Annotated in this window: 20 protein-coding genes and 3 tRNA genes; 5 read left to right on the top strand and 18 right to left on the bottom strand. The window is 65.5% G+C overall.

Translation table 11 applies throughout. The annotated features are described in order from the left end of the window. Window positions 1-781 precede the first annotated feature (781 nt). Window positions 782-1729 (bottom strand): tRNA glutamyl-Q(34) synthetase GluQRS, encoded by a 948-nt coding sequence (gene gluQRS, locus L1O03_RS00590; protein ID WP_236117489.1) that lies wholly within the window; start codon window positions 1727-1729, stop codon window positions 782-784. A 39-nt stretch (window positions 1730-1768) separates the two neighbouring features. Here gluQRS and L1O03_RS00585 point away from each other — a divergent pair, with 39 nt between their 5' ends. Continuing rightward, complete coding sequence (locus L1O03_RS00585) at window positions 1769-2458, top strand: queuosine precursor transporter (RefSeq protein ID WP_236117488.1); 690 nt, start codon at window positions 1769-1771, stop codon at window positions 2456-2458. A 98-nt stretch (window positions 2459-2556) separates the two neighbouring features. Here L1O03_RS00585 and L1O03_RS00580 read toward each other — a convergent pair whose 3' ends face one another. The 5 genes from L1O03_RS00580 to tgt all read right to left on the bottom strand — a co-directional run bounded on the left by L1O03_RS00580 (window position 2557) and on the right by tgt (window position 5334). Beyond that, window positions 2557-2808, bottom strand: a complete 252-nt coding sequence (locus tag L1O03_RS00580; RefSeq protein ID WP_236117487.1) for a hypothetical protein — start codon at window positions 2806-2808, stop codon at window positions 2557-2559. A gap of 167 nt (window positions 2809-2975) precedes the next feature. After that, window positions 2976-3284, bottom strand: coding sequence for a hypothetical protein (locus L1O03_RS00575; RefSeq protein WP_236117486.1), 309 nt, complete (start codon window positions 3282-3284; stop codon window positions 2976-2978). Between the two features lie 3 nt (window positions 3285-3287). Next, window positions 3288-3569, bottom strand: coding sequence for a transposase (locus L1O03_RS00570; RefSeq protein WP_338026109.1), 282 nt, complete (start codon window positions 3567-3569; stop codon window positions 3288-3290). Between the two features lie 182 nt (window positions 3570-3751). Continuing rightward, window positions 3752-3979: a hypothetical protein gene (locus L1O03_RS00565; protein ID WP_236117485.1), complete on the bottom strand. Its 228-nt coding sequence runs from the start codon at window positions 3977-3979 to the stop codon at window positions 3752-3754. A 92-nt stretch (window positions 3980-4071) separates the two neighbouring features. Next, window positions 4072-5334 carry a tRNA guanosine(34) transglycosylase Tgt gene (tgt, locus tag L1O03_RS00560; RefSeq protein WP_236117484.1) on the bottom strand — a complete coding sequence of 421 codons (1263 nt, stop codon included), beginning with the start codon at window positions 5332-5334 and terminating at the stop codon, window positions 4072-4074. A 132-nt stretch (window positions 5335-5466) separates the two neighbouring features. Between tgt and L1O03_RS00555 the strand changes: the two genes are divergently transcribed. Further along, on the top strand, window positions 5467-7911 hold the full coding sequence (locus L1O03_RS00555) for an MMPL family transporter (protein WP_236117483.1): 2445 nt from the start codon (window positions 5467-5469) through the stop codon (window positions 7909-7911). Window positions 7912-7986: 75 nt separating this feature from the next. Here L1O03_RS00555 and L1O03_RS00550 read toward each other — a convergent pair. The 4 genes from L1O03_RS00550 to L1O03_RS00535 form a co-directional block, all read right to left on the bottom strand. Then, window positions 7987-8077 (bottom strand) — tRNA-Ser (locus L1O03_RS00550). Between the two features lie 95 nt (window positions 8078-8172). Then, entirely contained in the window at window positions 8173-8373 is a 201-nt protein-coding gene (locus L1O03_RS00545) for a CsbD family protein (RefSeq protein WP_236117482.1), read from the bottom strand. Window positions 8374-8462: 89 nt separating this feature from the next. Continuing rightward, window positions 8463-8942: a nucleoside deaminase gene (locus L1O03_RS00540; protein ID WP_420830261.1), complete on the bottom strand. Its 480-nt coding sequence runs from the start codon at window positions 8940-8942 to the stop codon at window positions 8463-8465. After that, window positions 8936-9499, bottom strand: a complete 564-nt coding sequence (locus tag L1O03_RS00535) for a tRNA adenosine deaminase-associated protein (RefSeq protein WP_236117481.1) — start codon at window positions 9497-9499, stop codon at window positions 8936-8938. The genes L1O03_RS00540 and L1O03_RS00535 overlap by 7 nt, the downstream gene beginning before the upstream one ends. Before the next feature lie 41 nt (window positions 9500-9540). On the opposite strand from L1O03_RS00535, the gene L1O03_RS00530 reads away from it, so the two are divergent. Beyond that, complete coding sequence (locus tag L1O03_RS00530) at window positions 9541-10569, top strand: prephenate dehydrogenase (RefSeq protein ID WP_236118020.1); 1029 nt, start codon at window positions 9541-9543, stop codon at window positions 10567-10569. Here the strand turns inward: L1O03_RS00530 and L1O03_RS00525 are convergent. The 5 genes from L1O03_RS00525 to L1O03_RS00505 form a co-directional block, all read right to left on the bottom strand. Then, window positions 10566-11360, bottom strand: coding sequence for an ABC transporter ATP-binding protein (locus L1O03_RS00525; RefSeq protein ID WP_236117480.1), 795 nt, complete (start codon window positions 11358-11360; stop codon window positions 10566-10568). The two genes, L1O03_RS00530 and L1O03_RS00525, sit on opposite strands and share 4 nt — an antisense overlap. Continuing rightward, window positions 11357-12424, bottom strand: a complete 1068-nt coding sequence (locus tag L1O03_RS00520) for a FecCD family ABC transporter permease (RefSeq protein WP_236117479.1) — start codon at window positions 12422-12424, stop codon at window positions 11357-11359. The genes L1O03_RS00525 and L1O03_RS00520 overlap by 4 nt, the downstream gene beginning before the upstream one ends. Then, entirely contained in the window at window positions 12421-13410 is a 990-nt protein-coding gene (locus tag L1O03_RS00515) for a FecCD family ABC transporter permease (protein WP_236117478.1), read from the bottom strand. The genes L1O03_RS00520 and L1O03_RS00515 overlap by 4 nt, the downstream gene beginning before the upstream one ends. A 3-nt stretch (window positions 13411-13413) precedes the next feature. Continuing rightward, entirely contained in the window at window positions 13414-14583 is a 1170-nt protein-coding gene (locus L1O03_RS00510) for an ABC transporter substrate-binding protein (RefSeq protein ID WP_236117477.1), read from the bottom strand. Between the two features lie 118 nt (window positions 14584-14701). Beyond that, window positions 14702-14774 (bottom strand) — tRNA-Arg (locus L1O03_RS00505). Between the two features lie 886 nt (window positions 14775-15660). On the opposite strand from L1O03_RS00505, the gene L1O03_RS00500 reads away from it, so the two are divergent. Both L1O03_RS00500 and L1O03_RS00495 read left to right on the top strand, forming a co-directional pair. Continuing rightward, a complete protein-coding gene (locus L1O03_RS00500; RefSeq protein WP_236117476.1) occupies window positions 15661-16098 on the top strand; it encodes a hypothetical protein in 438 nt (145 codons plus the stop codon). Continuing rightward, a complete protein-coding gene (locus L1O03_RS00495; RefSeq protein WP_236117475.1) occupies window positions 16085-16459 on the top strand; it encodes a hypothetical protein in 375 nt (124 codons plus the stop codon). The genes L1O03_RS00500 and L1O03_RS00495 overlap by 14 nt, the downstream gene beginning before the upstream one ends. A 261-nt stretch (window positions 16460-16720) precedes the next feature. Here the strand turns inward: L1O03_RS00495 and L1O03_RS00490 are convergent. From L1O03_RS00490 to hutI, 3 genes are all read right to left on the bottom strand, one after another. Further along, window positions 16721-16812 (bottom strand) — tRNA-Ser (locus tag L1O03_RS00490). 97 nt (window positions 16813-16909) lie between these two features. Beyond that, window positions 16910-18454 carry a histidine ammonia-lyase gene (gene hutH, locus L1O03_RS00485; RefSeq protein WP_236117474.1) on the bottom strand — a complete coding sequence of 515 codons (1545 nt, stop codon included), beginning with the start codon at window positions 18452-18454 and terminating at the stop codon, window positions 16910-16912. Next, window positions 18451-19680, bottom strand: a complete 1230-nt coding sequence (hutI, locus tag L1O03_RS00480) for an imidazolonepropionase (RefSeq protein ID WP_236117473.1) — start codon at window positions 19678-19680, stop codon at window positions 18451-18453. The genes hutH and hutI overlap by 4 nt, the downstream gene beginning before the upstream one ends.

Raw genomic sequence — 19680 nt, 5'->3', positions numbered from 1 at the left:
CTCCAGAGGCTGTGGCCCGACACCGGCGTCATCATCCGCCGCCTCACCCTCAGCGACCCCCGTGAGCTACGCATTCTCCTCCCCATCGAGCGGGCTCGCGTGAGCATCGACGGCCGCGAGTACCGCTCCGGGGACACGCTCACCCTCCCCGCCGGGGAACACGAGTTCCGCAGTACCGCCGCCTGGGTCTACGCCGGCCCGCCCGCCCCGGAATCGGCCGCCGCCCCCGTGCCCCTCGAGTCCCTCCCCGACGACGGCCACCTCACCCCCGCCGAGCACGATCGCCTCCTCATCACCACCCGCGCCGCCAACCCGGGGCTGCGCGGCGAGCTCTCCGGCGTCCCCCTCGAGCCCCGCACCGTCGACGCCTCCACCCAGGCCTTCCTCATCCCCGCCGGGGCGAGCGGCACATTCAGCCTCCACCACGTGGCGGATACGGCCTACCGCACCTGCCTGCTCCTGGGCGGGATCCTCGCGGGCGCGCTCTGCCTGGGGATCATCCTCGCGTGCCTCATCATCCGGCCCACCCCGGCCGGGGAGGACCGGCTGCGGGAGACCCCCTCCCGCTGGCGCGGGCCGCTCACGCTCGGGCTGGTCGGGGCGGTCCTGCTGCTGCTCAGCGGCTGGGTGGGCGCCGTGGCGGGGGCGGCGGCCTGGCTCATTGACCGCTTCACGCTCATCCGCGGGCACTGGCTGGCGGCCATCAGCGTACTGCTCAGCGGGGTCTGGCTGGCCCACGCGCCCTGGCCCATGCCCCACTATGCCGGGGACCACCCCCTGCTCACGGGCATGTGCGCCCTGGGGCTGGCGGCGTGCGCCATATCCACGGCTCGCGGGGGATCCGGGCGGGATCGAAGTGCGGGAGAAGGGCGTCGGGAGAATCCTTCGGCGGCAGGCCGAGGGACTCCGCGAGGAGATGAAGCACCTCCCGAGGGCTCATCCCCTGCTGGCCGAGCTCACGGAGAGTGACCGCGCCATCGCGCTTGGCGAGCCGCCGGCCCTCCTCATTGAGGACGAGCGGTACGTGCGCATAGGTCGGCTGCGGGAAGCCCAGCTCATGGGCCAGGTAGGCCTGCGCCGGCGCGGACATGAGGAGGTCATCGCCGCGAACCACCTGATCGATGCCCTGGTAGGCGTCGTCGACCACCACTGCCAAGTTATATGCCCAATCCACCGCGCCCGAGCCCCCTCGGCGCACGATGACATCATCCACCGGGCCGGACACGTGTCCATACAGGATGTCCGTGACGCTCCACTCGCGCGCCTGCGCCCGCAATCGGAGCGCGGGGACGCGGCCGTTCTCGCGGAGCCGACGACGCCGCTCCGCCCGCTCCTCCTCACCCAGGTCGCGGCAGGTTCCCGGATACATCCCGGGCGGGGTGTGGGGAGCGCGGGCGGCCTCGCGAATGTCGCGGCGGGAGCAGTAGCACTCGTAGAGGAGGCCGCGGCGGCGCAGCGTGTCCAGGGCCTCCTCATAGGCGGGGAAGCGATCATGCTGGTAGAGCACCGCCCCGTCGTGGCGCAGGCCGAGGGCTTCCAGGTCCTCACACTGGCGCCGCGCCGCCTCCGCCGAGGAGCGCTGGGTATCAATATCCTCCACACGCAGCACAAAGCGCCGGCCCGAGCCGCGGGCGAATAACCAGGCCAGAAGGGCCGTACGCAGGTTCCCCACGTGGAGATCACCACTCGGCGAGGGGGCATAACGGCCAGCATGTGTGGACAGAGACATGGTCCCCAGTATGGCCCCGCTGTGGCAAAGTAAAAAACTATGAACCACGCCCCCTCCTCCACCGCCGAACGCGAGGAGCGCGCCCGCGCGAAATTCCTCCCGGTGCAGCGCTCCTACTACCCGATTTTCGTGACGCTCTTCGTCGCGGTCTTCATCATCTCCAACATCAACGCGACGAAGGGCGTGGCCATCGGCCCGCTCATCACCGATGGTGCGTTCTTCCTCTTCCCGCTCGCCTACGTCATCGGGGATGTGCTCTCCGAGTGCTATGGCTTCCGGGCCGCGCGACGCGCCATCATCACGGGTTTCGCCGCCATGGTGCTGGCGGTGGTGGCCTTCTACATCGCGATCTGGCTTCCCCCGGCCGACTTCTACGAGGGCCAAGAGGCCTTCGCCGCCACCCTGGGGCTCGTGCCGCAGATCGTCGCCGCGAGCCTCGCCGGCTACCTCGTGGGCCAGATCCTCAACTCCTGGGCCCTCGTGAAAATCAAGCAGCGCACCGGCGAGCGCAGCCTCTGGGCCCGCCTCATCGGCTCCACGGTTGTGGGCGAATTCGCCGACACCCTCATCTTCTGCATCATCGCCGCCCCGGTCATTGGGGTCTCGACGGCCGGCGACTTCATCAACTACGTCGTCGTGGGCTTCATCTGGAAAACCCTCATTGAGGTCATCATTCTTCCCATTACGTATGCCGTCATCGCGTGGGTCAAGCGCCAGGAGGGGTACTGAGGCATATCCGTTGTACCGCCATGCGCGCAGCCCGAGGGACAGACTCCCTCGGGCTGTTTTTGTCGACGCATTGAGCGCGCGACGAGAGCTACAGGACGCTAGCGCTTCTTCGCCACAATCTCCTCGGTCTTGCATATAAGGTCGTCGAGATCATCGACCATGAAACTATACAAGGGACCTAGCTCATTAGTGAAGCACATTGTGCCAAGAAGCTCATTTTCCCTAATTTCAGGGCCATCTATCTTCTCGGCAGCGTCCAAAGCTTCAATCGCTTCATTTAAGCTCGATCGCGCTTTCTTCAACAGGGCGAGCATATCCTCCGCGGTATAGGAATCGCCATACTTAATCATCGGACCAAAACACCTCGCACCTTTCCATAGATGGGACAGAAGTTCATCAGACACCCGTTTAGCCGTTAAGCATGACAGCTACACCAGGACAGAGAACACATTGTCCGCACGACCCTCCCCAGCCTGCCTTATTGATTCCTGGGGAGTCGTCTATACGAAGAAGAACACTATGCAGCATCATCTTTCGCAATAACATATCCCGCCTTGCGGAGAGCATCACATACCGCATGGGCAATAATGTCACTCTGGGGAGCCTCATCACTGTGGAGGACCTTATCCCGGGCATACGCCGACACAGGCTGACTTCCCGCCTGGCAGCGCAGAGCCTGATACTCCTCTTCAGTTAAACGGATATGCAGAATTCTATCTCGAGTCCGGCCAGGAGATGAGATAATAGTATCCCTACGAACAGGATCGCCTCGCTCTACATCTTCCGTTTCTGCGATAGCCTGCTCCAAAGCCGAGTATTTATTCATCTTTTACCCTTCCTGCGGCGGAAAACCATAGATTCTCTTATCTCTTGAAGATGATTTCCAGCAGTTGACCCCAAACTCGATCCCTTCATCAACGACAGTAATAACAGTCAGAAGACAACCAGCAGAAGTCGACCATCCAATAGTTCTTATGCTCTTTCCACTTTTGCTAGCAGGATCAGGATCGAGAATTATGGCCTGTTCATCATGGAGCGCCTCTTCTGCCCACAACGGAAACGTTCCATGCTTGAGCTGAATATAAGATTGCCGATACTGCCAGTCAGCCACACCGGGATCGTACTACGCGCGTGTGACGCCAGGCAAGGGGGGCGCATAACTTCATTGCGGGCTTTATGCGGACGAAGGAGAAATCGCCCCCCCCACACACACCGCACCCCCTGCCCAACCAGAGGAGGGACAGGGGGTGAATACCGCAGCGGGGATACAGGAATACCAGCCCCGCCCCGGTCCTACTGGCAGCGCTGCATGGCGCCGTTAATGGCACCTTGCATGTAATTCTCGGGAGAGACACCGTTGGCGGCACCCTGGGCGCCAGCATCCACACCGATGTGCCAGCCGCAGACGAACTGGTCGGTGCTGGTCACGAACTCGGGGGCAACGAAGGGCAGGCCGTGGATGAAGGCGGCCACCTGGTCAGCGGCGGAGTGGTAGAAATCGATGATTGCTTCGACGGGCATGAGGTGTCCTTTCACAGAATGATGGTGTGGGGTGGGACATAGCTCACCCTAACAGCCTCGGCCCGGGTTGTATACCCCTTCTTCCAAGACACTCAGCGCCCCGCGTAGTAGCGGCCCAGGAATTCTTCCCGGTAGGCATCAAAATCCCCGGCCTCCATCGCGGCCCGGATGTTGTCCACCAAACGCACCATGAACTGCAGGTTGTGGAGGGTGCACAGCGTGCCCGCAAGGTACTCCTTGGCCTTGAGCAGGTGGTGGATGTAGGCCCGGGAGTAGTTCTCCGAGACGTAGCCACCGAACTCCTCGTCCACCCCGCGGAAGTCGCGGCGGAAGCGCGCGGCGCGGAGGTTCATCCGGCCGTCGAGGGTATAGACCCCGCCGCGCCGGCCCAACCGGGTGGGTGCCACGCAGTCGAAGGTGTCGGCGCCGTTCTCAATCGCGAGGAAGAGGTCATCTGGCTCGGAGATGCCCAGGAGGTGGCGGGGGCGCTCCTCGGGGAGCTCCTCGCACACCCAGCCCACGATGGTGCCCAGGTTCTCCTTCTCCAGCGCCCCGCCGATCCCGAAGCCACCGAATCCGCGCCGGCCCTCGGAGCGCGCCTCGGCGTCGAGCTCGAGCAGACCCCGCACGGCCTTGCGCCGCAGGTCCTCGAATTGCGCCCCCTGGACCACTCCCCACAGGGATTGCAGGGGCTTGCCCTCCCGCTGCCGGGTGAGGCGATCATGCTCGAGGAGGCAGCGCCGCGCCCAACGGTGCGTGCGCTCGACGGAGGCCTCCTGGTAAGCGCGCGTGTCGACGAGCGTCGTCAACTCATCGAAGGCGAACATGATGTCCGCGCCGAGCTGGTGCTGGATCTGCATGCTGACCTCGGGCGTGAAGCGGTGCTTCGAGCCGTCGATGACGCTGCGGAAATCGACGCCGTCCTCGTCCACCTGGGCCAGGCGCTCCCGGCGCGCCGCCTGGATGTCCTCCGGGGAGTACTGGGAGGTGTCCATGGCGAGCACCTTCTTGAAGCCCACGCCCAGGCTCATCACCTGGAAGCCGCCCGAGTCCGTGTACGTGGGGCCCGGCCAGTGGGCGAAGCGCCCCCAGCCGCCGGCCTCGTCGACAATGTCCGGCCCGGGCTGAAGGTAGAGGTGATAGGCGTTCGCGAGGATCGCCTGCGCCCCCGTGGCGGCCACCTGCTCGGGGGTGAGCGTCTTCACCGTCGCCTTGGTGGCCACGGGGATGAAAGCCGGGGTGGCGATGTCCCCATGCGGCGTGTGGATCACCCCCGTGCGACCCTGCCGGGCGCCGCTGAGGCGGGTGCCCAGCTCAAAAGAAAGATCCTGGGAGGAGGGTGTGGACTGCGTCATCTTCACAACAGTCGAGTTTAAGACACCGCTCAGGGGGAGGCCTTAGACTGAGGACGTAACTCTGGTGGCTACACGCGCTACACGCATGTCACGCAGTGTGCGTCGACGACCAAGGAATGAGGGAAACTCCCCGTGGCACGAGTCCTCTACACAGTCGGACGATGGTCCTTCCTCCACGCCTGGTGGGTGCTGAGCACCTGGGTGGTCATCCTCCTCACGGTGGCGGGCCTGGCGCTGGGCCTGCACAAGCCGCTGAGCAGCCAGTTCTCTGTCTCGGGGACGCCGTCGATCAACGCCACGAAGATGCTCGTGGAGCAATTCCCCAACCAGGAGAACCCGGTGACGGCGTCCTCGGTGACCGTCGTCTTCGAGGCGCCCGAGGGCCACACCCTCAGCGAGCCCGAGACCCACGCCGCCGTCGACCGCACCATCGACGCCCTCCGCACCGGCCTCGGCGACTCCATCACCGACACCCAGCGCTTCGGCAACCCCGTCGACGTGGACCAGCGCCTCACCGGCCAGATCCACAGCATGTACGGCTCCTTCGGCCTCCCCGAGGAGACCGCCAACGAGGACGCCCAGACGGTGCGCACCCTCTCCGACGACGGCCGGATCGGCTACACCTCCTTCTCCATCGACGCCGGCGATTCCATGGTGGTGACCAAGGATCAGCGCGCCATCATTAACGACGCCATGGACCAGGCGCGCGACGCCGGGGTGCGCGTGGAGGCCGCCGGCTCGGGCTTCGGCGAGGAGATCGCCATCGAGCCGATGAGCGAGATCATCGGCCTGGCCGTGGCTTTCCTCGTGCTGCTGTTCACCTTCGGTTCGCTCGTGGCCTCCGGGCTTCCGATCATCACCGCGGTCATCGGGGTGGGGATCGGCGTCCTCGCGATCCTGCTCACCACCGCCTACGTGGACCTCAACAACGTCACCCCGACGCTCTCGATCATGATCGGCCTGGCCGTCGGCATCGACTACTCCCTCTTCGTGCTCTCCCGCTACCGTTCCGAGCGGGAGAACCACCCCGACGACGTGGCCGCCGGCCTTGCCGTGGGCACCGCCGGCTCCGCGGTGGTCTTCGCCGGGGTGACCGTCATCGTGGCGCTCGCCGCGCTCTCCGTCGCGGGCATCGGCTTCCTCACCGCGATGGGGCTGCTCGCCGCCCTCACCGTGCTCATCACGGTGCTGGTGACACTCACGCTCACCCCCGCGCTGCTCGGCCTGTGCGGGAAGAAGGCCTTCGCGGGGAAGGTTCCTGGCGTGGCGGGCAACCCGTGGCGCCGGTGCCGACGCCACACGCCGCGCCGCACCCTCGGCAGCCTCTGGGTGCGCGGGGTTCACCGGGTGCCCGGGCTGGCGATTGGTGTGGTCATCCTCGCGCTCGGCGCGCTCTCCCTGCCGCTCTTCCACCTCCAGATGGCGCTCCCCTCCGACGCCACCGCCAACCACGGGACCACCCAGCGCGAAGCCGCCGACCTCATGGCGGAAGGCTTCGGCCCCGGCGTCAACGCGCCCCTGCTTCTCGTCGTCGACGCCGCACACGCCAACCCCGATTCCCCGGCGCTTGCGCCCTACGTCAACGCCCAGCGCGCGAAGGCGGAGTCCGAGGGCACGGAGTTCGACGCCCAGAAAGCCGCCACTCTCAGCAGCTTCCTCTACACCGTGGACAGCATCGACGGCATGTCCACCGTCAAGAACGCGCAGCTCACGGGCGTGAACGAGGGGCAGACCGCCGCGCAGATCCTCATCACCCCGTACACCGGGCCCGGCGACCCGGCCACCGTGGACCTCTCCGACTCGCTGCGCGCCCGCACCCACGAGATCGAGGACGCCGCCGGCATCCGCGTGGGCATGACGGGCCTCACCGCGGTGCAGATGGACATCACCGAGGAGCTCGCCGCCGCCATGCCGGTGTACCTGTCGATCGTCGTCGGGCTGGCGATTGTGCTGCTCATCCTCGTGTTCCGCTCGATCACGGTGCCGATCGTCGCGGGGCTGGGCTTCCTTCTCTCGGTGGGGGCGGCCTTCGGCGCGACGATCCTCTTCTGGCAGGACGGGCTCTGGGGGATCGTCGGGACGCCGGGCCCGCTCGTGTCCTTCATGCCGATCTTCCTCATCGGCGTGACGTTCGGCCTCGCCATGGACTACCAGGTCTTCCTCGTCACGCGAATGAGGGAGCACTGGATCCACTCCGGCGGGCAGGCGAGCGGCCGCACCAACTACAACGCCGTGGAGGAATCCGTCATCTTCGGCTTCACCCTGGGCGCCCGCGTGGTGACCGCCGCCGCTATCATCATGATCGCCGTCTTCGTCGCGTTCATCGGGCAGCCGCTCCCCTTCATCAAGGTCTTCGGCTTCGCGCTCGGGGCGGGCGTGCTCTTTGACGCCTTCTTCATCCGCATGACGCTCGTGCCTGCGGCGATGTTCCTCCTCGGCCGCTCGACGTGGTGGATGCCCCGCTGGCTGGACCGCATCCTCCCCCGCCTCGACGTCGAGGGCAGCGCCCTCGGCGACGACCCCGAGCCCGAGTACCCGCGCCTCGACGACGCCGACGCCCCCACCGTCCCCGCCTAGGGGGCCTGCGGCGCGGCAAACACACCGAGCGCAGCAACAAGCCCCGCAGTCTCCGTGGAGAACTGCGGGGCTTCGTGGCGGTGGCGGCGGGATTTGAACCCGCGGTTGGGGGTTACCCAACAATCGCTTTCGAGGCGATCACCTTCGGCCGCTCGGACACGCCACCGCTAATGCAGCCTAATGGACAGGCCCCGAGGGGCCAAATCGCCACCTCGGGGCCTGGATTCCGCCCTTCCGGGCGGGGAGTCCGGGGATCCGGGCTTACTTGTCCTTGAAGGCGCCCAGGATCTTGTCCGCGCCTTCCTTGATCTTCTCGCCAGCGTCGGAGATGGCCTCCTTGACGTCGGCCTTCACCTGGTCGGCCTTGCCCTCGTTCTCCATCTCCTCGTTGCCGGTCACGTTGCCGAAGGCCTCCTTGGCCTTGCCGCCGAGGTCCTCAGCCTTGTTCTCGATGTCACCCATGCGGGCACCTCCTATAGAGATTTCTTGATGTACCCCATCTAGGGTACCGCGATCGCGGGATCCCTGTCAGGACTTTTGTGGGTTCTCTCTCAGCGTCGTGCACCGAAGAAGACGCTGAGCAACGCGGAACACTCCTCCTCCAGGATCCCGCCGCGCACGCTCATGTGGTGCATGGCCGCCGGGTCCCGCACAATGTCGAGCACCGAGCCGCACGCCCCCGTCCGCGGCTCCGAGGCCCCGAAGAGAAGATGATCGAGCCGCGCGCCGACGAGCGCCCCGGCGCACATCGCGCAGGGCTCCAGCGTCACCACCAGGGTGCATCCGCTCAGGCGCCAGCCATCCCCACGGTGGCGCACCGCCTCGCGCACGGCGAGGATCTCCGCGTGGGCCGTGGGGTCCAGGTCCGCCTCGCGGCGGTTCGTCGCCGCTGCGAGCTCCCGGCCGTCGGGACCAAAAATCACCGCCCCGACGGGGACGTCCTCGGGCGGCGTCGAGCGCGCCACCTCCAGGGCCCGGCGCATCTTGCGCTCGGCCTCCATCCGCCAGGCGGGGGTGGGCAGGGCTACCACCCTTCGTCCATCGGGACCTCGACGCCCGTGAGCTCGCTGAATTCCTCGCCGCAGCCGAGTTCCTGGGCGACGCGCGCCAGCTGCTCGCTGGGCCAGGCCTCCACGTCATCGCAGATGACGCCGAGCACCTCCTCGCTCACACCCAGGTCAGCGAGGATGTCGAAGTCCCCGTCCGCCCAGGGCTCGCACTCATCGAGCTCCTCGGGGCTGAGGTCGGGAAGTTCCACGCCCAGTTCGTCGATGATCTCGGCGGCATAGTCATCGTCATAGGCCATGGTGACATCGCTGATGAGCAGCTTGAGGCCGCCCGGAGCGGGCCGGAGGATGACCCAGTAGTCGTCGTCGACACAGAGGAAGGCCAGGGCCGGACCCTCGCTGCGCAGGTTGCGGACCGCCTGCTCCGCGGTGCGCAGTTCCTCAAAGTCATCGTGGAAGAGGCGGAGCGTCCACTCCCCCTGCTGATAGGCCGCGACCAGGGAAAACGTGTATCCCTCCTCGCCCTCGAGGGGGCCGAGGTCCTGTCGCGCCGAGTTGTCTCGCGCTGATGCCGCACTCATACCCGGTAAGCCTAGTCGCGGTGTGCAAAAATTGTCAGGTGATGAATCGTTTGCTCGCCCACCCCGTGTGCATTATTGGACTTGGCCTCATTGGCGGCTCCCTGCTGCGCGATCTCCGCGCCGCCGGGCAGCCCGCCTTCGGCTTCACGCGGTCGTGCTCGGGGGCCCGCAGCGCGCTGAGCGAGGGCTTCGACGTCAGCGATGACCTCGACGCCACCCTCGCCCGCGCCGAGGAGGAGCAGGCCCTCATCGTGCTCGCCACGCCGATCAGCGCGATCGACGGCATCCTCGACAAGATCGTCACCCTCGCCCCCACCTGCGGCATCACCGACGTCGCCTCGGTGAAAGCCCAGGTCTATGACCTCGTGCTCAAGCACGGCCTGGCGGGGCGCTACGTGGGCAGCCACCCGATGGCCGGCACGGCCGATAGCGGCTGGAAGGCCTCCCAGGAGGGGCTCTTCCGCGGCGCCGCCTGGGTCATCACCTTCGATCACGCCATCGACACCTCCGGGGCCGTGAGCAGCGCCTGGGTGGAGCTGTGGTTCGACGTGGCGCGCATGATCAAACTCACCGGCGCGGAGGCCATCCCCTCCCGGGTGGGCCACCACGATGCCGCCGTCGCCCGGATCTCCCACCTCCCGCACCTGCTGGCGGAGACCCAGGCCATCGTCGGCGATAACGGCGGGGCGCTGGCCCTCTCCCTCGCGGCAGGCAGTTTCCGCGACGGCACCCGGGTGGCCGGCACGGCCCCGGCGCTCGTGCGCGGCATGTGCGAAACGAACTCGGCGGCGCTCATCGACTGCCTCGACGAGGCCATCGAGCTACTCACCGAGGCGCGCAAGGGCCTCGCCGCGAAGAGCCCGAGCATCGCGGAGCTCGCCGACGCCGGCTACCGCTCCCGCATCCGCTACGAGGCGCGCAGCGGCATCACCGCGAAGAAGCAGGACGCCCACGCCGCGACCACGAGCGTCTCCGGGCGCCCCGTCCTCCGGCTCCAGCCCGGCGCCCCCGGGTGGATCCGCCAGCTCGCCCACGCGGAGTCCCTGGGCGCGCGCATCGAGGTCTTTTAGCTGCTCAGGCCCGGCCGGCGAGGACTGATGCTCGGGGTGCCGGTGACGGGGTCGGGGCTCACGAGGCAGTCGATGCCAAACACCTCCCGCACGAGGCTCTCCGTGAGCACCTCCTCCGGCGTGCCCTGCGCCACGATCGCCCCCTTCTTCATCACCACCATCATCGTGGCGTAGCGCGCCGCCTGGTTGAGGTCGTGGAGCACCGTCACCACGGTTTTCCCCGCCGCGTGGAGGCGGGCAAGGAGCTCGAGGACCTCGCACTGGTAGGCGATGTCCAGGTACGTCGTCGGCTCATCAAGGAGGAGCAGCGGCGTCTCCTGCGCGAGCAGCATGGCGATCCACACCCGCTGCCGCTGCCCACCTGATAACTCCCGCACCTGCTCCTCCCGGTGGTCGAGCAAGCGCGTCGCGCGCAATGCCTTCTCGACGGCCGCCTCATCCGCTACCCGCCATTGCTGAAACAGCCCTTGGTGGGAAATGCGCCCCCGCGCCACGAGGTCCACCACGGTGATCCCATCGGGCGCGAGGGAACTCTGCGGCAGCAGCCCGATCCGGCGGCTGACCTCCTTCGGCCGGTAGCGCGGTAGGGGGCGGCCGTCGAGAACAACTCTCCCGGCGCGCGGTGTGAGCACCCCGGCGAGGCAGCGCAGGAGCGTCGATTTTCCGCACCCATTGGGGCCGACGATCGCGGTGAAGCCGCCCTCCGGGATGCTGAGGCTGAGGTCATCGCAGATGACACCGCCCTGGTCATAGCCGAGCGCGACGTGCTCCGCGGCGAGGTGGGGACTCATTGGCTCACGCCCTTTCGAGACTGTCGGATAAGAAGAACAAGCAGGTAGACGCCGCCGATGATCATCGTCATGATGCCCACCGGCACCGCCCGGTAGAGTTGGCTCGTCAGCAGCGACAAAAGGTGCGCCCCGCTGAGCAGGCCCGCCCCCACGATGGCCGAACCCACCAGACTCACTCCCGGTGTGCGAAACACTCGACGCGCCACTTGCGGCGCAGCGAGCGCAATGAAGCCAATGGGCCCGGCACTCGCCGTGACGATCGCGGAGGTCGCCACACCCAGCACCATGAGGGCCAGGCGCGCCACGCCAACCGGGACGCCATGGGTAGCGGCCGCATCGTCGCCTATCTCCAGGGCCACCAGCCAGCGAGACAGCGGAACAAGCACGACGCAGAGCGCAGCCGCGGCGATCAGCGCGGGCATCAGGCTCTGCCACGTGACCCGTGTGATGGAGCCGGCAGCCCAAAAACCGACGAGCATCGCGTCGTCGACATGAGCGCGGGTGATGACATACGCGTTGATGGACCCGAGGATCGCGGACACGCCAATCCCCACGATGATCAGCCGGAACCCCGCCACCCCGCGGCGATAGGACAAAACGTAAACGAGCAGTGCAGTGAGCAGCCCACCGAGGAGCGCCGCCGGCGCCGTCCACGCGAGCGTTTCGTGGCCGAGCACCAGGATGGTGAGGACGACGCCCGTGTAGGAGCCGGCATCGAAGCCGATGATGTCGGGGGAACCCAGCGGATTCTTGGTTAGGGACTGGACAATCGCCCCGCCGAGGGCGAGCAGCGCCCCAAAGACGAGCGCGGCGAGGCTGACGGGGAATCTCCAACCAAGCACCACGCGGGCGTGCGGGCCGCCGGCGATGATGGTGTGCCACACCGCCGCGGGAGGAATACGCACGTCACCGAAGCACAGACTGAGCCCCGCCACAGCGAGCGCAAGGAGCAGCGCGCTGAGGAGAAGGAGCAGCCGGCGCCCATGGACGCGCGCGGAAAAGAATCGGGTTCTCAGGACCAGATACCCTGGGGCGACCCGCGACACACCAACCAGAGAACTCACAGCGCGCTCACCTTTTTCCTTCGCACCAGCGCGATGAGTACCGGCGCCCCGATCAAGGAGGTCACCAGCCCTACCTCAATCCCGTGCGGGGGCATGAGGACCCGCCCCACAACATCGGCGAGAAGGACGAGAGCGGGGGCGGCGAGAATCGTCCCCGCCATAATGCGCCGCTGCTCCGGGCCGGTGAACCAGCGCACCACATGCGGTACCATGAGCCCCACGAAGCCGATGCCTCCCGTGAGCGCGGTAGAGGCACCCGCGAGCAGCGTCACGACGATGACGGCCACCGTACGCACCGCCACCACCCGCACGCCGAGCGACTGGGCCAGCTCATCACCGAGCGCGATGGCGTTGAGTGGACGGGCCAAGGCCACGGCCAGCACCACCCCGAGGAGAATGAGCGGGGCAACGGTGAGCGTGGGATGGAGGGACGACACCCCGATGCTCCCTAGGTTCCAGCGATGCAAGGACTGGAAAGTGTCAGGATCGATGAGCGTGAGGAAGCTCGACACCCCGCCCAGCAGCGTCCCCAACGCCACCCCAGCCAGCACCAGGGACAATGGATCCGCCGTCCACTGCCCCGCACTCCCGATGAGGTACACCGCGACGGTAGCCAGCGCAGAGCCCAACAACGCCGGCCACAGAAGACCAGCCATGCTCATGGGCCCCAGGAGTCCCACCGTGAGTGTCACGGCGAAACCCGCGCCCGCGTTAACCCCAAGGATCCCCGAATCTGCCAGGGGATTCCTGGTGAGCGCCTGGATCACCACCCCAGCCAGCCCGTACGCCACCCCCACGAGAAAGCCCGTCACCGTCCGCGGCACCCGCATGTCCCACACCGTCGAGATCACCCGTGGGTCACCCTGGTGGTGGAGGGCCTGCCACAGCTCCGGGAGGCTCATCGCGCGCGCACCGATGGCGACGCTCGCCACCAGCGCACCGAGAAGAGCCACAGCGAGAAGCACCAGGCCCCATGCCGTGCGCATAGCTTAGCGGCCCGTGGAGACAGCGTCGGCAAGGATGGGGCCGAGGATATCGAGAGCCCAGCGGGAAGACAGCGGACCCGGATACCAGAGGGCGTAGGCCAGGTCCCCTGGGTGGTGCTGGCCCTCGATCTCGAAGCCGTCATCGTCCTCGCGGATTGTGACGGTACGGCCTGCCGCCACCGCCGGCATGGACTGGAAGGCGGGAAGCGAGGTGAGGTCGCTGAGCGAGCCGCTGTCGCCGGTGCCGGTGGAGTCCACAAGCATGATGACGTCTGCGGAGATCGAATCTACCAGCTCCCCACTAACGAACTGGTCCTTCACGAAGTGCCCCGAGGCGGGATTGTGGTCGAAGCCCATGTCGGAGAAGAAACCCTCGACCGTGGAGCCCGAGTAGTTCATGATCTTCAGCCCATCCTGGCCACCGTAGTAATCGCCGTAGGTGATGGTCCGGCCGCGGAGCTCCGGGTGCTGGACCCGGTAGTCAGCGAAGGCTTGCTCTGTTTCCTGGATGAGTCGCTGCCCGGCATCCGTGAGATCCAGCGCCTCGCTGATCTCCTTGACCATGGTGGTCCACGCGAGGTCGGAGTACTTCATATCCGCTTGCGGGAAAGAGATGACGGGGCAGATCGACGCGAGCCTCTCGTAATAGTCCGCAACCCCGCCATAGGCAATGATGAGGTCCGGCTCGGCCGCTTGGAATGTCTCCGCCGGATAGGGAGAACTGGGATCGAACTCATAGGTGCGCACGTCCACCCCGTCCCCGATCCGCGCCAGCGCATCCTTCACATACTGAGGTTCGACGCAGCGCTCCGGGGTGAGAACCGCCTGAACCCCCAATGCGGCAAGTATTTCCAGGTCAACGCACCCTGTTGCCACGATCCGCTTGGGGCGCTGCTGAAGAGTGGTATCGCCCCACGCGGAATGAAGGGTGTGAGGATACGCCGTGTGGTTCTCCGGGGCGGGCAGTGGCGCCACCGAGTCCCCCGATGCTTTGGAGGCCGAGGCATCGCTCTGGCCGTCCTCCGTCAGGGAAGAGAAGCCGCACCCGGAAAGTCCCGCAGTGCCGAAAAGGACGAGCGAGGCGAACAGAGCGAGGGCGGCCTTCCTGGTGCGTGCGTAAGTGATGGCGGTGAGGGAGGCGAGGGGGTGTGGTTTTCTCTTCTCAGGGAACATAAATACCCATCCTTTAGAACCAGTGCTGACTGGGATCTTACCGAAGGGCAGCCACGTTGCTGAAGCGGGCCTGAGAGACGAAAATCCCGGGCCGCTCTCTAGCGACCCGGGAGTGTTGCGCGCCCGGAGGGATTCGAACCCCCAACCTTCTGATCCGTAGTCAGATGCTCTATCCGTTGAGCTACGGGCGCACTCGCTGTGACCACAGGGGAGTGATCACTGCAACGACATTGAATAGTACACCCCTACGCAGATAGTGCAAAATCTGCAGGTCAGGACGAGTGAATGGCAATGGAGGGAGGATCGTCAGGTGTTGGCGGTGGGGCAGCTTTGGACAGAGCAGAAGGAGCCAAGGGAACGAGGAGTGCGGAACAGGGAAGGCCAACTGAGCCGGCCACGCACGCATCTTGCGGATCCCCGGACAGCCGCTCATCTTGTGGATCCTCTGAAAGCCGCGAGGCGGGATACTCGCAGCGAAACACCAGATGGAAGCCGAAGAACGCCCCCGGCTTGTCGCTACCCCTTGCGGGGTTACTTATACCCATGTTAACGTTCGGATTAAGTGCTATCTATCTTCAGGAAGGAGTTCACTCCATCATGAACTTTCACTCGACCGCGGCCGTACTCACCGCACTAGCATGTACGCTTCCCGCCTTACCCTCCGCCGAAGCGCACACATCATTCCCTTCCCCCATTTCCTCCGATTCCGTGGTGGAGCTCGACCCCGGAGAAACGGTTTCCATCGCACCGAAGGAAGGGCATAACGCCATTGCAGAAAGGGAAATTGATTCCACCTTGAGCTTAAGGAGTACGCCTGGAGAGCAGCCAGCCCCTCATTGTCTTTCCTGGTATGAATCTAAGGGTTTCACACAAGTGAAGAATGACTGACCAGGGCCCCTCAACATCAAGGTTTACTACACCGAGTTCGGCACTGACTCCCCCGGAAGCCCGTCGGGATGTGAGACGGTGGCCGCACACACCCAGCACAACATTGGGTTTGTGGGCGTTCCTCCGCTCAAGCGAAAGGTAGAGCGTGTCGTCATCTGTAATCAGCCAGCGGAGTGACGGGAGCGCACAATGAAGAAACAGATCCTTACAGCAGCACTGAGCGTCACCGTTTCACTGTCCACCATCTCCCTCCCTGGAGAACCGGTAGCCGCAGCCGATGTGCCACAACAAAGAAACTGCGTCGGCACACACTACCCCATGCCCTACACCTTCGCGGACATCCGAGCCACCATGGATAAAAAGTTCGGAAAACCCAATAAAAACCGGGTATGGCAAGCAGAAAACAACGACGCCGTCTGGGACGCATGGTGTGCTGTCACCCACTCCACAGCCCTCGCAGAACTCGGCGATAAGCCGCATCTTCTGACCGATAAACTTATCACGTTCCCAGAAGATGGGTCGACTGCATACTTCAGATTTGATTCAAAATCTGGAGGATACACCATAAACCTAATGAATAAATCCAACGGTAGAAGATCGGAATTTAAGGTTCATGTCAAACATTAGTCCCACATGGATCAACACCCACAAGGTAATTACCCGTGTAAAAGAACAGATCGCCGAAGAGGATGACTGGGTCAGTTTACTTGTTGCGATCGACTACTTCGGTTTTGGCGACAGCGAGGAAGCCACTGTCGATCAATGGGAGGAGGCCATACGCAGACTCCTTTCCACAGGTGAGCTCTTCCTCCGCTGTACGATTCCACGCCCACCAATAGGTCCTCTTGAAGAGAATCCGGTTCCCGATACTGTCACCCCGCGGGAAATCGCTGAACACATCGCTACAAGCCCTGATTTATATCTCATGGCTTACATGCTCGACAGCACTGACAACACGGATCCGTGTTCCCCCGCCCGCAAAAAATAGGCAAGCAAGCGCGGACGAGGTTGAGTCCCCTTGGCCAACTGCTCCGGGGGTCTCTCACCATCGGAGATGCTCTCCGCTTAGTTCAGACAAGAACTCTCGCGTGCGGATGGGCGCAGAGGAGCTATCCAGTCTTTACGATAACAGCCGCAAAAATCAGCAGCCACGTGTCACTTCGTGTCATTCTCAGTGGTAAAGCAGTAACCGCCTACCAGGGGGAATACACAAAAGATCCCCGGTCACACAGACCGGGGACCTTCCCTATGGCGGAGACGAGAGGATTTGAACCTCCGGTCCCCCGTTAAGAGGACAACTCATTAGCAGTGAGCCCCATTCGGCCGCTCTGGCACGTCTCCTGAGTCATTCGTCGAATGACCTTCTAGCAGTGTAATGGTCGGCTGGCATTGATGCAAACCTGCACGCCATAGCTTCAGCCTGCAGGTTCACCTCCTCTTAGGTGAGAGTCACTCCCGTGCTCTCAGCTGCTGCGAGCAGCGATCCGTCCACGACCAACCGTCGCGTCCCCTCGATCTCTGGTGCGAGGAAACGGTCCGGCCCCACCCCCGGCACCTCCTTCCGTAACGCCTCAATGACCCCCTTCACCGGCTCAGAGGGCTCCTGCTCCCGCATATCGATACCTCGGGCAGCCGTCAGGATCTCGACGGCCAGCACCCGTGCTAGTCCGTCGACGCTCTTCCGGAGTTTCCGCGCCGCAGACCAACCCATGGATACATGATCCTCCTGCATCGCCGAGGAGGGAATGGAATCCACGGAGGCCGGCGCCGCGAGGCGCTTCATCTCAGAGACAATCGCCGCCTGCGTGTACTGCGCGATCATGTGGCCGGAATCCACTCCGGGATCGTTGGCAAGGAAAGGATGGAGCCCACGGTTTCGGGCCGGGTCGAGGAAGCGGTCCGTCCGCCGCTCGGAGATGCTCGCCAGATCGGCCGCAACGATCGCGAGGAAGTCCAGCACATAAGCCACCGGCGCGCCATGGAAATTACCATTCGACCGCACCTCCCCCTCGAGGGTGACCACGGGGTTATCGACAGCGGAGGCGAGCTCCCTGTTCGCTACCGCGATGGCATGCTCAAGGGTGTCGCGGAATCCGCCCGCGACCTGGGGCGCGCACCGCACTGAATAAGCATCCTGGACATGGGTCTTCGCAAATTCCTCGAAGGCGGCCGACACGATAGGAGAGTCCTCGCATAGAGCCAGGATGTTTGCAGCCGCTGCCGCCTGACCGGGGTGGGGGCGCAACGCCTGAAGGTGCGGCTCAAAAACGCCCGTGGTCCCCCGCAGCCCCTGCACCGACATCGCCGTCGCGAGGTCCGCGCACCGCGCCAAGTTCTGGAAGTCGCGGATCGCCAAACACAGCTGCCCCAGCATCCCGTCCGTGCCGTTGATGAGCGCCAGGCCTTCCTTCTCTTTCAGCTCAACGGGGGTGATCCCCGCCTGAGAAAGCGCCTGGCCTGCGTCGAGAACATTCCCCTCGCGGTCGCGAACAACTCCCTCCCCCATGAGGGCGAGGGCACAGTGGGAGAGCGGCGCGAGGTCCCCCGAGCAGCCCAGCGAACCGTACTCGTGGACCACTGGGGTGATGCCCGCGTTGAGAAACTGCGCGTAGGTGTCGGCGACCTCCACGCGCACGCCCGTGCGACCCGTCGCCAGCGTGGAGAGCCGCAGCAGCATGAGGGCGCGAATCACCTCGGTCTCCACCTCCGGGCCGGAGCCCGCCGCGTGGCTGCGGACAAGGCTGCATTGCAGCTGGGCGCGCTTCTCCGCCGGGATGTGGCGGCGCGCGAGGGCACCGAAACCGGTGGACACCCCGTAGACCGGGGTGGGTTGCTCAGCGAGGTGATCGATGTGCGCGCGGGTCTCCGCGATGGCCGCGCGGGCCTCCTCGCTGAGCTGCACCGGGGCGCCCTCACGGGCGACAGCGACGACGTCGTCGATGCTGAGAGCTCCCGTTCCGATCATCACCGGGGTTGTGGTCATTGTGCGCTCCTTTGATAGGCGGGGGTGGCGTCGTAGATGCAGTGGCCTGCTTGGTAGGTCCGATAGGTCATCGGCACCCCCGGGCGATAGGCCAGGTCAATGGCGTGGGCACTGCGCAGGACATGAAGGTCCGCGGCCGCTCCGGGAACAATCGTGCCCTTGGCCGGGCGCCCGTGGGGGTCGCGACCCTCGCCGACGTCGTGGCGTTCCAGGGCCTTCGCGCCCGACGTCGTTGCGGCCTGAATCGCCTCCGCGAGGCTCAGCCGCATCTGGAGGACCGCCGTCCCCACGCAGAAATTCATCGAGGTGGTGTAGGACGTGCCGGGGTTGAGGTTCGTCGCGATAGCGACGGTCACCCCGGCGTCGAGCAGCCGCCGCGCCGGCGCAAGCTCCTGGCGCGTCGAGAGGTCGCAAGCGGGCAGGACGGTGGCGACAGTGTCGGAGGCGGCCAGGGCCGCGACATCTTCATCGGTGACGTAGTTGACGTGATCGACGCTCGCCGCGCCGAGCTCCACCGCCACGCGCACCCCCGGCCCCGGCCCCAGCTGGTTGCCGTGCACACGGCCGCGCAGGCCCCGGTCCTTGCCGGCGGCCAGCACCCGGCGCGATTGTTCCTCGGTGAACGCCCCGCGCTCGCAGAAGACGTCGATCCAGCGAACATGCGGCTCAACGGCGTCGAGCATGGGGCCGCAGACGAGGTCGACGTACTCCTCCGGGTCAGTGTCCGGCGGGACAAGGTGGGCGCCGAGGAAGGTGACATCATCGACGTGCTGCGCGGCGATACGCGCGGCGAGCTCCTCGGAGGGAACGTCGAGCCCATAGCCGGTCTTTGTTTCGATGGTGGTGGTGCCGCCGGCCTGTGCCTCAGCGATCCGCTCGAGCAGTAGCTGCGTCAGCCGCTCCTCGCCGGCCTCCCGGGTGGCGTTCATGGTGACGGCGATACCACCGGCCGCGTAGTCCTCCCCGGCCAAGCGCGCTTCGAACTCCGCGGAGCGGTCCCCGTCGAAGATCATGTGCGTGTGGCTGTCCACCCAGCCGGGCAGGACCGCACGGCCGCCGAGATCAATGACCTCATCGGCGGCGGGGGCGTCGGCGGCAGCACCCACCCAGCGGATGAGGCCCTCCTCGGCGAGCACGGCGCCGTCCTGGATGACGCCCGCCGCGGAGACCGTGTGCAGTTCAGATATCCCGCGGAAAAGCGTGGCGGGACCTCGATGTTCGCTCAC

It is taken from the genome of Corynebacterium uropygiale (assembly GCF_021568315.1).
In the GTDB taxonomy this organism is placed as follows: Bacteria; Actinomycetota; Actinomycetes; order Mycobacteriales; family Mycobacteriaceae; genus Corynebacterium; species Corynebacterium uropygiale.
The sequence above is the reverse complement of the archived record's forward strand: the minus strand, read 5'-3'. Positions and strand labels throughout refer to the sequence as shown.

Bases quoted from the DNA above. Each gene is read 5' to 3' on its own strand.
- gluQRS (WP_236117489.1), bottom strand. From the start codon at position 1,729: ATGTCTCTGTCCACACATGCTGGCCGTTATGCCCCCTCGCCGAGTGGT.
- L1O03_RS00585 (WP_236117488.1), top strand. From the start codon at position 1,769: ATGAACCACGCCCCCTCCTCCACCGCCGAACGCGAGGAGCGCGCCCGC.
- L1O03_RS00580 (WP_236117487.1), bottom strand. From the start codon at position 2,808: ATGATTAAGTATGGCGATTCCTATACCGCGGAGGATATGCTCGCCCTG.
- L1O03_RS00575 (WP_236117486.1), bottom strand. From the start codon at position 3,284: ATGAATAAATACTCGGCTTTGGAGCAGGCTATCGCAGAAACGGAAGAT.
- L1O03_RS00565 (WP_236117485.1), bottom strand. From the start codon at position 3,979: ATGCCCGTCGAAGCAATCATCGATTTCTACCACTCCGCCGCTGACCAG.
- tgt (WP_236117484.1), bottom strand. From the start codon at position 5,334: ATGACGCAGTCCACACCCTCCTCCCAGGATCTTTCTTTTGAGCTGGGC.
- L1O03_RS00545 (WP_236117482.1), bottom strand. From the start codon at position 8,373: ATGGGTGACATCGAGAACAAGGCTGAGGACCTCGGCGGCAAGGCCAAG.
- L1O03_RS00535 (WP_236117481.1), bottom strand. From the start codon at position 9,499: ATGAGTGCGGCATCAGCGCGAGACAACTCGGCGCGACAGGACCTCGGC.
- L1O03_RS00530 (WP_236118020.1), top strand. From the start codon at position 9,541: ATGAATCGTTTGCTCGCCCACCCCGTGTGCATTATTGGACTTGGCCTC.
- L1O03_RS00525 (WP_236117480.1), bottom strand. From the start codon at position 11,360: ATGAGTCCCCACCTCGCCGCGGAGCACGTCGCGCTCGGCTATGACCAG.
- L1O03_RS00515 (WP_236117478.1), bottom strand. From the start codon at position 13,410: ATGCGCACGGCATGGGGCCTGGTGCTTCTCGCTGTGGCTCTTCTCGGT.
- L1O03_RS00510 (WP_236117477.1), bottom strand. From the start codon at position 14,583: ATGTTCCCTGAGAAGAGAAAACCACACCCCCTCGCCTCCCTCACCGCC.
- L1O03_RS00500 (WP_236117476.1), top strand. From the start codon at position 15,661: ATGAAGAAACAGATCCTTACAGCAGCACTGAGCGTCACCGTTTCACTG.
- L1O03_RS00495 (WP_236117475.1), top strand. From the start codon at position 16,085: ATGTCAAACATTAGTCCCACATGGATCAACACCCACAAGGTAATTACC.
- hutH (WP_236117474.1), bottom strand. From the start codon at position 18,454: ATGACCACAACCCCGGTGATGATCGGAACGGGAGCTCTCAGCATCGAC.